This window comes from Actinomadura kijaniata (assembly GCF_014138665.1).
Classification (GTDB): domain Bacteria; phylum Actinomycetota; class Actinomycetes; order Streptosporangiales; family Streptosporangiaceae; genus Spirillospora; species Spirillospora kijaniata.
The window spans coordinates 1-12,045 of record NZ_JACJIA010000013.1 but is presented as its reverse complement, the minus strand read 5'-3'; the positions used below and the strand labels follow the sequence as shown (position 1 = coordinate 12,045).

General features: G+C 74.9%; 10 protein-coding genes. 7 read left to right on the top strand and 3 right to left on the bottom strand.

The features are described from left to right. Entirely contained in the window at positions 1-2,610 is a 2,610-nt protein-coding gene (locus tag HNR61_RS36550) for an Hsp70 family protein (protein WP_182847722.1), read from the top strand. After that, positions 2,607-3,086 carry a zinc ribbon domain-containing protein gene (locus HNR61_RS36545; protein WP_182847721.1) on the top strand — a complete coding sequence of 160 codons (480 nt, stop codon included), beginning with the start codon at positions 2,607-2,609 and terminating at the stop codon, positions 3,084-3,086. Before HNR61_RS36550 ends, HNR61_RS36545 begins: the two co-directional genes overlap by 4 nt. Here HNR61_RS36545 and HNR61_RS36540 read toward each other — a convergent pair. Continuing rightward, positions 3,001-4,269 carry a Clp protease N-terminal domain-containing protein gene (locus tag HNR61_RS36540; RefSeq protein ID WP_182847720.1) on the bottom strand — a complete coding sequence of 423 codons (1,269 nt, stop codon included), beginning with the start codon at positions 4,267-4,269 and terminating at the stop codon, positions 3,001-3,003. The genes HNR61_RS36545 and HNR61_RS36540 overlap by 86 nt on opposite strands. A gap of 184 nt (positions 4,270-4,453) precedes the next feature. On the opposite strand from HNR61_RS36540, the gene HNR61_RS36535 reads away from it, so the two are divergent. After that, complete coding sequence (locus HNR61_RS36535; protein ID WP_182847719.1) at positions 4,454-6,448, top strand: amino acid permease; 1,995 nt, start codon at positions 4,454-4,456, stop codon at positions 6,446-6,448. A gap of 71 nt (positions 6,449-6,519) precedes the next feature. Here HNR61_RS36535 and HNR61_RS36530 read toward each other — a convergent pair whose 3' ends face one another. Further along, a complete protein-coding gene (locus tag HNR61_RS36530) occupies positions 6,520-6,726 on the bottom strand; it encodes an ABC transporter substrate-binding protein (RefSeq protein ID WP_182847718.1) in 207 nt (68 codons plus the stop codon). Between the two features lie 107 nt (positions 6,727-6,833). Continuing rightward, positions 6,834-7,679, bottom strand: coding sequence for a FecCD family ABC transporter permease (locus HNR61_RS36525; protein ID WP_182847717.1), 846 nt, complete (start codon positions 7,677-7,679; stop codon positions 6,834-6,836). A gap of 168 nt (positions 7,680-7,847) precedes the next feature. Between HNR61_RS36525 and HNR61_RS36520 the strand changes: the two genes are divergently transcribed. Genes HNR61_RS36520 through HNR61_RS36505 form a run of 4 tightly spaced genes read left to right on the top strand, consistent with a single transcriptional unit; the run spans position 7,848 to position 11,957 of the window. Further along, entirely contained in the window at positions 7,848-8,675 is an 828-nt protein-coding gene (locus HNR61_RS36520; RefSeq protein ID WP_182847716.1) for an NUDIX hydrolase, read from the top strand. Then, complete coding sequence (locus HNR61_RS36515) at positions 8,672-9,709, top strand: serine/threonine-protein kinase (RefSeq protein ID WP_182847715.1); 1,038 nt, start codon at positions 8,672-8,674, stop codon at positions 9,707-9,709. Before HNR61_RS36520 ends, HNR61_RS36515 begins: the two co-directional genes overlap by 4 nt. A gap of 28 nt (positions 9,710-9,737) precedes the next feature. Then, positions 9,738-10,706 carry a hypothetical protein gene (locus HNR61_RS36510; protein ID WP_067831667.1) on the top strand — a complete coding sequence of 323 codons (969 nt, stop codon included), beginning with the start codon at positions 9,738-9,740 and terminating at the stop codon, positions 10,704-10,706. 6 nt (positions 10,707-10,712) lie between these two features. Continuing rightward, positions 10,713-11,957 carry an adenylosuccinate synthetase gene (locus HNR61_RS36505; RefSeq protein ID WP_376770296.1) on the top strand — a complete coding sequence of 415 codons (1,245 nt, stop codon included), beginning with the start codon at positions 10,713-10,715 and terminating at the stop codon, positions 11,955-11,957. The last annotated feature ends 88 nt before the right edge of the window (positions 11,958-12,045 follow it).

Genomic DNA, 12,045 nt, shown 5'->3' with positions numbered 1-12,045 from the left:
ATGACGCAGACCGTGAGCAAGGCGGTCGGGATCGACCTCGGCACCACCAACAGCGCGGTCGCCGTGATGGACCCCACCGACACCGAGATCGTCATTCACCGGGACCGGGTGTCCAAGTCGCCGACCACCCCCAGCTGCGTGTGGCGCGACCCGGTCGGCGGCGATCTGGTCGTCGGGCGCAAGGCGGTCCTGCGGGTCGGCAACCCGCCCGAGCCGGTGCGGTCGGTCAAGCGGCTGATGGGCGGCACCGCGACCGTGGACCTGTCGGGGCGGCGGATGCGGCCCGAGGAGGTGTCGGCGGCGATCCTCGCCGAGATGAGGCGGCAGATCGAGGAGGACGTCGCCGGGCTGGCCACCGCCGACACGACCTGGGTGGTGGACCGCGCGATGGTCACCGTGCCCGCCTACTTCGACCAGCCGCAGATCGACGCGACCCGCCGCGCCGCCGAGCTGGCCGGGCTGGAGGTCCTGGACCTGCTGCACGAGCCGACCGCCGCGGCCTGCTACTTCTGCTGGCAGACCAAGACCCGCGACGGCACGTTCCTGGTGTACGACCTGGGCGGCGGCACGTTCGACGTCAGCGTGGTGCGGGCCAGCGCCGGGGTGTACGAGGTGCTGGGCATCAGCGGCAACAACCGCCTGGGCGGCGACGACATCGACACCGCCCTGGCCCGCCGCCTCCAGGAGATGCTGGCGCACGAGGGCTACGCCCTGGACCTGGACCCGGCGGGCGACCCGGAGGACCGGCTGCGGTTCAGCCAGCTCAAGCTGCTGGCCGAGGGCGTCAAGAAGGGCCTGTCGCAGTCCAGCGAGTACATGCTGCGCGACGCCGGGCGGCTGCGCGACAAGCTCGGCAACCCCGTGATCATCGAGGCGATGTTCGAGCGGACCGACCTGGACGAGGTGGCCCGCCCGCTGATCGACCGCACCATCCCCTACTGCCACGAGGCGCTGGACCGCGCCCGCGCCAAGGCCGGGGTGTCGCTCGCCGACATCGACCAGGTCATCCTGGCGGGCGGCTCCACGCACATGCCGCTGGTCCGCGAGACCGTCGCCGAGCGGCTGTGCGCGGGGGCGCGCTGCGACGAGCCGCTGTACGACAAGGTCGACACGATCGTGGCGCTGGGCGCGGCGATCCGCGCGGCCGTGGTCGGCGGCGTGCAGGTCTACGACGGCGACCGGCGCGTACGGGTGTCGTTCCGGGGCGCGGCGGCGACCGGCGCGACCCGCACCCACATCGGCGGGACGGTGGAGTCCCTGGGCGGCGCGGACCTGGCGGGCGGGCGGGTGCTGCTCAACACCCCCGACGGCGACCAGGACGAGGCCGACATCAAGGCGTCGGGCGCGTTCGCGTTCACCCGCGTGCCGCTGGAGCCGGGGGCGGAGTCGCACTTCTCGTTCGAGATCCTGGACGCCGACGACGAGCACGTGGCGACCGTCGGGCGTCCCATCCGGCACAGCGACGACGCCGAACGGCGGCTGCCCGGCCCCGCCAACACCGCCATCTCCACCAAGGCCGTGCTGCTGGAGGTCGAACGCGGCGGCCGGGCCTACCGGCGCGAGCTGGTGCCCGCGATGCAGGAGCTGCCGACGGTCGCCGAGTTCACCTTCCAGCATCCCGGCGACACCGAGCTGGTGCTGTTCCCGCTGTACCAGCAGAGCAAGCAGATCCAGGTGATCAAGGTGCCGGTGCCGGGCGCCACCCCGCGCGGCACCCCGGTGCGGTTCAGCCTGAGCATGGACCGGCACTCGTTCATCACGGTGCGCGGCGCGATCGGCGAGACCGGGTTCCAGGCGGCGGTGGAGCTGCCGCCGGAGCGGCCGGTGCCGACCGACGCCGAGATCGCCGAGCTGGACCGCGGGCTGGAGGAGGCGGCGGCGTTCCTGCCGCCCGGCGACCGCGCCACCTTCGACATCAAGCGGCGGATGGCCCGCAAGGCGCTGGCGGAGGCGCTGGCGATCGGGGACCGCGACCAGGCGGTGCACGAGTTCGAGCAGCTGGAGGAGCTGCTGGGGCAGGCCGGGACGCCCGCCGAGGCGCTGGAGCCGCCCCGGGGCGAGTTCGACCAGATGGTCGCCGACTGCGTGGAGCTCAACACCTGGCTGGACCGCAACTCCGCCCAGCTCGACCGGCCCTACGACGCGCGGGAGATGGCGCGGGCGATCGAGGCGCAGCGCGCCCAGGGCGAGGCCGCCCACCGCGCCTCCGACCAGCGGGCCTGGGGCGAGGTGATCCGGCAGTTGCAGAGCTACCTGGACCACATGGCCACGGTCTACCGGCGGGCGCAGCCCCAGTCCGAGGGCGGCGACGTGCAGCGCGCGGCCGCGTCGATCGGGATCGGGCTGCGGGAGGCCGCCGAGGTCAAGCGGCTGGCGTCCGGCGCGGGGCGGAGCGACCTGTACGCCGAGGCCGCGCAGATCGAGGGCCGCTTCCACGACCTGGGCACGCGGATCGAGCAGGACCCGCGCGGCGTGGCGGACTCGGCGGCCGGGCTGCACCACCGGCTGGCGCAGCTGAAGAACCTGCTCACCGGCCGTTCCACCGGCCCGGCGGGCGGCGGCAAGCGGGTCGAGGACACCCCCGGGGCCGACGAGTGGCGGGGCCGGTGACCGATCCGGCGGACGGGCCGGCGGACGGGCCGGTGGGCGGGCCGGTGGGCGGGGACGCCACGGTGCGGTGCCCGCTGCCCCGCTGCGGCGCCGACAACCCGCCCGACGCCGAGGACTGCGCCGGGTGCGGGACGCCGGTGCGCGGTCACGTCCGGGTGACCGCGCACGCGGCGCGGCTGTTCAACGAGGGGCTGGCGGCGGCGCGGGAGGGCCGGGACGCGATGGCCCGCGACCGGTTCGCCGCCGTGGTGGCGTGGTTCCCCGCCGACGTGGAGGCGCGCAACGCGCTGGCGCTGGCGGCGCTGCGGCTCGGCGACCGGCGGGAGGCGCGCCGCCAGTGGGAGGCGGTCCGGGAGCGCCGGCCCGGCGACGCGCTCGCCGGGCGCGGCCTCAGCCTCCTCGACGGCTCCCCGGATCGGGACGCCGGTGATCGGGGTCCCGCCGAGCGGGATCCCGCCGGTCGAGATCCCGGATGAGGGCCCGCACGTCCACGCCGAGCTGGCTCAGCAGCGCGTGGGCGGCGGACTCGTCGTCGGAGAGCAGGGCGCGCAGCACCCCCGCCTCGTCGGCGGCGCGGCGGACCGCGCCCAGGGTGCGTTCGGACAGCTCGCCGGGGTGCGGGTCGAGGCCGGAGGTCAGCGCCTCCAGCGCCGCCTCGCCCGGTCCGCCCTGCGCGGAGAGCGCGGCGCGCAGCGCGGGCCCGTCGGTGAGGGCGAAGCCGAGCAGCAGGTCGTAGCTGGCGACGACCCGGTGGCCCTGCGCCCGCGCCAGCAGGTGCGCCACGCGCAGGGCCGCGCGGACGCCGTCGTCGAGCCGGTCGAGCGACGGCTCCTCCTCGGCCGACAGCAGCCGCCAGGGCGTCACGCCGCAGTCGGCCACGGCGCGGGCGGCGGTCCCGCCGTCGATCCGCGCGAACGCCTCGGCGACGTCCTCCAGCCCGATGTCGATCCGGCCCCGCTCGGCGGCCCGGCGCTCGGCGGCCGACATCACCCGCAGCACGGTGTCGGACATGATCGGGTCGCCGGTCCCGTGCGCGGAGGCGCGGTCGGCGGTCCGCCGCAGCCGGTCGGCGATCCCCGCCAGGCGGTCCGCGCCGACCCGGCCGGCCAGCACCGGCCGCAGCCCGTCGGCGGTGACCAGGCTCAGCAGCAGGTGCGAGGAGGTCACCAGCCGCCGCCCCGCCGCCAGGTCGAACGCCCGGTCCAGCATCTCCCGCACGGCCGCGTCGGGCACCGGGAGCTGGTCGCCGAGCAGCCGTCCGTCGGGGAACCGCTCCAGGTCGCGGGTCAGCGGCAGGAACCCCGTCCCGTCGTGCAGGAGCTCCCAGGGCACGACGGTCTCGTTGGTGCGCACCAGCACCGGTTCCGGGGAGGTCCGCAGCCGGGCCAGCAGGTCGGGCTCGCGGCCGGGCGGGTAGGGGAACAGGGCGCGGTACAGCGCGTGGGCGTGCTCGGTCAGCCGTTCCTCGGGGATCTCGTCGCGGCGCGCGGCGGCGAGCCGTTCGCTGAGGCTCCCGACGCGGGGCTGGGAGACCTCCACCGAGCAGTCGTGCTCCAGCCGGCCGGAACGGTGCAGCCGGTAGAAGTACAGCGCCGAGCCGTCGTCGCGCTCGGTGACGCGCACGTCCAGGAGGGTGACGGGGGTGGGGGGCCGTTCCATGCGCTCACTGTGCCATCGCGACCGCACGGGCTCCAGCGATCACAACAACCCGGAAGCAAAATGCCAGAAAACATTGCGATTTTACCCTTTCATGGGGAACGCTTAAGGACTTCAAGAGCCACTTCTCGCGAACAGCGGCGCGGGTTCAGGCCTGGGGGAACTCCTATGACCTGGGGACATCCGCATGCGTAACACCATGCTGCGGCGCCTGCCGGTGGAGCAGGCGACCGGACAGCTCTACGGCGGCCGCCATCGGCTGCGCGTCGTCTACCGCACCCGCGACCTCATCGTGCTGGGTCTCGGCGTCATGATCGGTGCGGGCGTGTTCAAGGTGGCCGGTCAGCAGGCCGCCAGCAACGCCGGGCCCGCCGTCATCGTCTCGCTGCTGGTGGCCGGGGCCGTGTGCCTGCTGGCCGCCCTCGCCTACGCCGAGATGTCGTCGATCGTCCCGGTGGCGGGCAGCGCCTACTCCTTCAGCTACGTCGCCTTCGGCGAGGTCTGGGCCTGGGTGGTCGGCTGGGCGCTCATCCTGGAGCTGCTGCTGGCCGCCTCGGTCGTCGCCCGCGCCTGGTCGCTGTACGCGGCGCAGGTGCTCGCCGACTTCTCGGTGCCGGTGCCGGACTGGCTGGCCGGGATCATCGGGCAGCCCAAGGGCTTCGACCTGTTCGCCCTCGGCATCCTGGTGCTGCTGATCGTCATGCTGGCGACCGGCGGCCGGATGAGCCTGCGCACCCTCTGGTTCATGGTGCTGGCCAAGCTGATCGTGGTCGGGCTGGCCGTGGCGACCGGGCTGAAGTTCTTCAACGCCGACAACCTCACCCCGTTCGTGCCGCCGTCGCGGCCCGCGGGCACCGACGACCCGACGATGCTGGACGCGCTGTTCGGGTTCCTCGGCGACGGGTCGCCGCAGGCGTTCGGCATCTGGGGCGTGTTCGCCGCCACCCCGGCGATCGTGTTCGCCTACATCGGCTTCGACCTGATCTCCACCGCCTCGGAGGAGACCGACGACGCGCCGCGCAAGGTCCCGCGCGGGATGCTGCTCAGCATGCTCGTGTCGATCGTGCTGTACGTCGCCGTCGCGGTCGCGCTGGTGGGCATGGTCCGCTACGACCAGCTCGACCCGGCCAAGCCGCCGCTGACCGCGGCGTTCGACGTCGTCGGCGCGCAGTCGATGAACAAGGTCGTCGACGTCGGCATCGTCATCGCGCTGACCACCGTGATCCTGGTGGTGCTGATCAGCCTGACCCGCGTGGTGTTCTCGATGGCCCGCGACGGGCTGCTGCCGCGCGGCGTCGCCGGGATGAGCCGCTACCGCGTCCCCTCGCGCTCCACCCTGGTCGCGGGCGGCGCGGCGGTCGTGATGTCGCAGACCGTGGACGTGCTCACCCTCGAACAGCTCGTGGTGATCGGGACGCTGTTCGCGTTCGGGTTCGTGTCGGCGGCGATGATCGCGATGCGCCGCAGCCGTCCCGACCTGCACCGGCCGTTCCGCGTCCCGGCCGCGACGCTGACCGGCACGCTGGCGATCGTGGCGACCGTGTGGCTGATGCTGAACCTGAAGGTCGAGACCTGGGTCTACTTCCTGGTCTGGATGGCGGTCGGGCTGGTGCTGTACTTCGCCTACGGCCACCGCCGCAGCCACCTGCGGATGCTGCTGGACCAGCCGCCGGGCGCGCCGCTGCCCTACGAGGCCCCGCCGCCCGGCAGCGGCGCCTACGAGCAGGCCGTGCGGTCGTCGGGCGGGCGGCGCCGGGCGGGGAACCCCTTCGCCGAGCCGTACGCGGACCCGCACCTGTCCCCGGGCCCGTACGGTTCCCCCCAGCCGTACGGCGCGCCGGTGGAACCGGCCCCGCGCCAGGCGACCGGCGGCTACCGGCTGGACCCCGAGCCCCCGGCCCCCCGGGAGTCGGGACCCTCCCTGGGCGGTCCGTACCCCAGCGGTGTACGGTCCGCCCCCGAGTCCCCGTATCCGCACGACCCGTACCGGGTGCTGCCGCCGCGGGACCCGTTCCAGCCCCGGGAGCCCCACCAGGAGCGGGATCCGTACCAGGAGAGGCCGTACCGGCAGCAGGGCCCCTACCAGGGACAGGACCCGTACCGGGGGCAGGACCGCGGGCGCCCCGACGAGGCGCGGTGGAACGACGAGCCGCCCCGCCCGGAGGGCCGCCACCGGCGCTGACCCGCGCACATCCGCCGAACGTCGAAGGCGCCGCCCCGGAGTCCGGGGCGGCGCCTTCGACGTTCGGCGGGCTACTTCCTCGCCAGCGGTGTCAGGTACCTGTCCAGGTCGTCGAGGATCTTCCCGGCGGCGGTGACGCCGATGCCGGTCATCCAGATCTCGTCGTCCACGACCTGGGCGTGCTCGTCCCTGACGGCCGCCGGCTTCTGCCAGAGCGGACCGCCGGTGACCTTGGCCTGCTCCTGGGCGGCCTTCTCCCCGTAGGCGGCGACGAACACGAAGTCGCCGTCGGCCTGGTCGACGCGCTCGCCGCTGAGCGGCGCGAACCGCTTGTCGGCCCTGTCCTTCAGCAGCTGGCCCTCGGGACGGCCGAGGCCGGTGTCCCTCAGGACGATCCCGGCGAACGAGTCGGGCCCGCTCCTCGTAGGCCCTGAGCTTCGCCTCGCCCTCGGCCTTCCTGCCCAGGGCCTCGGCGTCCAGCAGGAAGTTCTGCTTCCAGGGTCCCGGTCAGGGCGCGGGCCAGGTGCGGCACCGCCAGCCCGACGAACCCGATCGGCCCGGCGGCGGCGACGGCCGCGCCGGTGAGCAGCACGGCGGCGACGGCGGCCAGCAGGCGGGTGCGCCCGACGTCACGGCCCAGGCCGCGCGCCATGTCGTCGCCGGGCGCCAGGGCGTCCAGGCCGCGCGCGACGCCGAAGGCGATCACCAGCCCGGCGGCGACGAACGGCAGCACCCACAGCGCGACCTCGGGCGGCCGCCCGGCCAGCGACCCGACCGCCCAGAACCGGTACTGGTCGAAGGTCTGGGCGTTGACGGTGAGCACGCCGACGACGCCGAACCACACGTAGGCGGGCGGCGTGGTCAGTCCGAACAGGGTGATCGCGGCGACGACGCCCAGCGACGCGCCGGAGGTGACGCCCATGATGCGCGGATCGGCCAGGGGGTTGCGGGTGAGGGCCTGCATGAGCACGCCCGCGACGGCCAGGCCCGCGCCGACGGCGAGGCCGGTGACGGTGCGCGGCACCCGCATCGACCGCACGATCTCCACGTCGCCGCCCGCGCCGGGGGCGACCGCGCCGGGGTCCAGCAGGGCCGCCAGCACCCGGTCGGGGGCGATGCCGCGGCTGCCGACCGCCAGGCTCGCCAGCACGGCCAGGGCCAGCGGGCCCGCCGACCCGGCCGGCACGGCGAGCCACCGGACCCGGCCGCCCGTCCGCCGTCTCTGTGGCATGTCCTCGCCGTACGGTCTCGTGGGGGAAGTTAGGCGGACCTAACCTCGGCGGAGACCAGGGGATCCATCAGGGCTTTCACAAATCACCCGGAAACCCGCTGGACGGCGGGACCGGCACCGGCTATGTTCTTCTCAGATAGAGATTGACTCAGGATGAGAAGGACGGCGATGACCGGCGACCGGCGCGACGAGCGGGAGTTCCTGGCCGACTACGACCCGCGCGACTACGACCCCGTGTCCGTCACGGTCGACGTGGTGGCGCTGACCATCCGCGACGAGGTCCTGCACGTGCTGCTGGTGCGGCGCGCGCACCCGCCGTTCGCCGGGATGTGGGCGCTGCCGGGCGGGTTCGTGCGCGGCGTCCGCGACGCCGAGGGCCTGCCGGAGGCCGCCGTCCGCGAGCTGGCCGAGGAGACCGGGCTGAGCGCCGGCCCGACCGGCGGGAACGGTCCCCTGGACCGCGTCCACCTGGAGCAGCTCGCCACCTACGGTGCGCCGGGCCGCGACCCCCGCATGCGGGTGATCTCGGTGGCGTACCTGGCGTTCGCGCCGGAGCTGCCGGACCCGGAGGCGGGCGGCGACGCGGCCGAGGCGGCCTGGGCGCCGGTCGGGTCGCTGGGGCTGACCGGGACCGGCGAGCAGCGGCCGGGGACGACGCGCCGGCTGGCGTTCGACCACTCCCGGATCCTGGCCGACGGGCTGGAGCGGGCCCGGGCGAAGCTGGAGTACACGCCGCTGGCCACGGCGTTCTGCGCGCCCGAGTTCACGATCCCCGAGCTGCGCGCCGTCTACGAGGCGGTGTGGGGCGAGGAGCTGCATGCGGGCAACTTCCACCGCAAGGTCCTGTCGGTCCCCGGGTTCGTGGAGAGCACCGGGGCCACCGCCGAACGCACCGGGCGGCGCGGCGGTCCGCGCCCCCGGCTCTACCGGGCGGGCGACGCGCGGCTGCTGCACCCGGCGCTGCTGCGGCCGAGCCGGGAGGAGGAGATCCGATGACCCCCGGCGACCCGGCGGCCCTGGACGAGGCGCTGGCCCGGCTCGACCGGGCCCGCACCCCGGCCGACCTGTTCGGGACCGACGCGGCCGAGGCCGCGCGGACCTACCGGCGGCTGGCGCGGCTGGTGCACCCCGACGCCACCGGCGGGCGCACGGACGACGCGTTCGCGCGGCTGACGGCGCTGTGGCGGTCCTACAACCGCACCGACCCCGTCACGATCACCACCCGGCGCGGCCCCTACTGGCTGGACGACCGGCGCGTCACGGGCGACCTGGCCGACCTGTTCCGGGCGCGCGACGCCCGGGACGACACCGTGATGATCAAGATTCCGCGCGATCCGCACGACGGCGACCTGCTGGAACGCGAGGCCGTCGCGCTGCGGCAGCTCCCCCGGGACGGCGACGGGAGGTACCTGGCGTACGTGCCGCGCCTGCTGGAGTCGTTCCGGCACCGCGACCCCGCCACCGGGGCGCGGCGGCACGCCAACGTGATCGGCGCGTTGGAGGGTTTCCACAGCCTCGCCGAGGTGAGGACCGCCTACCCCGACGGCCTGGACCCGCGCGACGCGGCGTGGATGTGGCGGCGGCTGCTGGTCGCCCTGGGCTTCGCGCACCGCGCGGGCGTCCTGCACGGCGCGGTGCTGCCCGAGCACGTCCTGATCCATCCCGGGAAGCACGGCCTGGTGCTGGTGGACTGGTGCTACTCGGTGCCCGGCTGCTACGCGCACGCCGACCCCAGCGGCCGGGTGCCCGCGCTGGTGGACCGGTACGCCGGCCACTACCCGCCCGAGGTCCCGGCGCGGGAACCGGCGTCCCCCGCCACCGACGTGTTCATGGCCACCCGCTGCATGACCGACCTGATGGGCGACGGGGCCCCGAAGGCGCTGCGCTCGTTCGCGCGCGGCTGCCTGCTGCCGTCCCAGCGGCGGCGGCCCGGCGACGCCTGGCGGCTGCTGGGCGAGCTCGACGAGGTCCTCGAACGGCTCTACGGCCCGCGCCGGTTCCGCCCGTTCCACCTGCCCCCGACCTCCTGAGACCCGAACCTCCCGAGAGGAGACCCCCATGGGAAGCGGACACTGGTCCACCGACGTCTACACCGCCCGGGCGAGCTACCGCCGCGCCACCGGCGCCAGCGCGTTCGCCTACAGCGACTCCGGCGCCACCGCCGTCCACCCCGACCTCGACCCGCGCGGCGTGAAGGTCCGCGAGAGCCGCGACTCCGACGACCATCCCCGGTCGCTGGCCGTCGCGGTGCTGTTCGACGTGACCGGCTCGATGGGCACCGTCCCGCGCGTGCTCCAGACCAAGCTGCCCGACCTGCTGGGCCTGCTGCTGCGCAAGGGCTACGTCGAGCACCCGCACATCATGTTCGGCGCGATCGGCGACGCCACCTGCGACCGCGCGCCGCTCCAGGTCGGGCAGTTCGAGGCCGACAACCGGATGGACGACGACCTCGGGAAGCTGTACCTGGAGGGCGGGGGCGGCGGCCAGATGACCGAGTCCTACGAGCTCGGCATGTACTTCATGGCCCGGCACACCGCGATCGACTGCCACGAGCGGCGGGGGCGGCGCGGCTACCTGTTCATGATCGGTGACGAGCTGGCCTACCCGAAGGTCAAGCGCGCCGAGGTCGCCCGCGTCCTCGGCGAGGAGATCCCCGAGGACGTCCCGGTCGCCGAGATCGTGCGGGAGCTGCGGGAGCGCTTCGAGGTGTACTTCATCATCCCCGAGGGCGGCTACCACTCCGGCGACCGGCGGCTGAAGGAGTTCTGGCAGGGGCTGCTCGGCCAGAACGTGCTGTACCTGGACGACCTGGACGCGGTCTGCGAGACGATCGCGCTCACGATCGGCCTGGCGGAGGAGGCCATCGACCTGGCCGAGGGCCTGGCGCACCTGGACGAGGCCGGCTCCACGGCGGGGGCGTCGGTGTCGCGGGCGCTGGCCCGGCTGGACGCCTCCCGCGCCCCGGCGGCGACGGCCGACGCCCCGCTGGACCTGACCGCCGGCCCGGCGCGCTCGACGAGGCTCTGAGGGAGGGTGACCGCCGTGGGCAACGTGGTCGTGGTCGATCTCGGGTTCGGCGACGCGGGCAAGGGGACCGTCGTGGACTGGCTCTGCGCGCGGGGGCCGGAGCCGGTGCACGCGATGGTGCGGTTCAACGGCGGCGCGCAGGCGGCGCACAACGTCGTGCTGCCCGACGGGCGGCACCACACGTTCGCGCAGTTCGGGTCGGGGACGTTCACGCCGGGGGTGCGCACGCACCTGTCGCGGTTCGTGCTGGTGGACCCGCTGGCGCTGGCCGCCGAGGCCGACCACCTGCGGTCGCTCGGCGTCGCCGACGCGCTGGACCGGCTGACGGTGGACCGCGACGCGCTGCTCACCACGCCCTACCACCGGGCCGCGAACCGGGCGCGCGAGACCGCCCGGGGCGCGGCCCGGCACGGGTCGTGCGGGATGGGCGTCGGGGAGACCGCCTCCTACGCGCTGTCGCACGCCGACGCGCCGCGCGCGGGCGACTGCCTGTCCCCCGCCCGCCTGCGCCGGCGCCTGGCGGCCGTGCGGGACTGGTACCTGGCCGAGTTCCCCGGCGGCGGGCCGGTGCCCGACGCGGCGGACTGCGCGGAGGCGTTCGCGGCGTTCGGCGAACGGGTCCGCGTCGTGGGCGGCGAGCGCCTGCGGACGCTGCTGCGCTCCGGGAACGTGGTGTTCGAGGGCGCGCAGGGCGTGCTGCTGGACGAGTGGCACGGGTTCCACCCGTACACGACCTGGTCGACCACCACGTTCGCCAACGCCGAGACCCTGCTGTCGGAGGCGGGCGCCGAGGCGGCGCGCCTGGGCGTGGTGCGGACGTACGCGACGCGGCACGGTCCGGGCCCGTTCGTCACCGAGGACCCGGCGCTGACGGCCGACCTGCCGGACCCGCACAACGGGACCGGCCCCTGGCAGGGCGTGTTCCGCGTCGGCCACCTGGACGCGGTCGCGCTGCGGTACGCGCTGGAGGTGACCGGCGGCGTGGACGCGCTGGCCGTCACGCACCTGGACGTGGCCGAGGCCCGCGACGACCTGCGGGTGTGCCGCGCCTACGACGTCGGCGGCGAGCACGTGACCCGCCTGGCCCCCGGCGACCTGGACCACCAGGCGGCGCTGGCCGGGCGCCTGCTCGCCGCGCGCCCGGTGTACGAGCCGTTCACGTGCGTGGAGGACGTCGTGGACGCGCCGGTCGCGCTGCGCTCGTTCGGGCCGACCCGCGCCGACAAGCGGCCCGCCCGCCTGCTCGCCTAGGGCCTGTTTCAAAGTGGGCCTCAGCCGCGCACGCGAGCGCGTTACCTGACCTGCGGGCCCGACGCCGGAGGCGAGGGCCCGCGGGTCA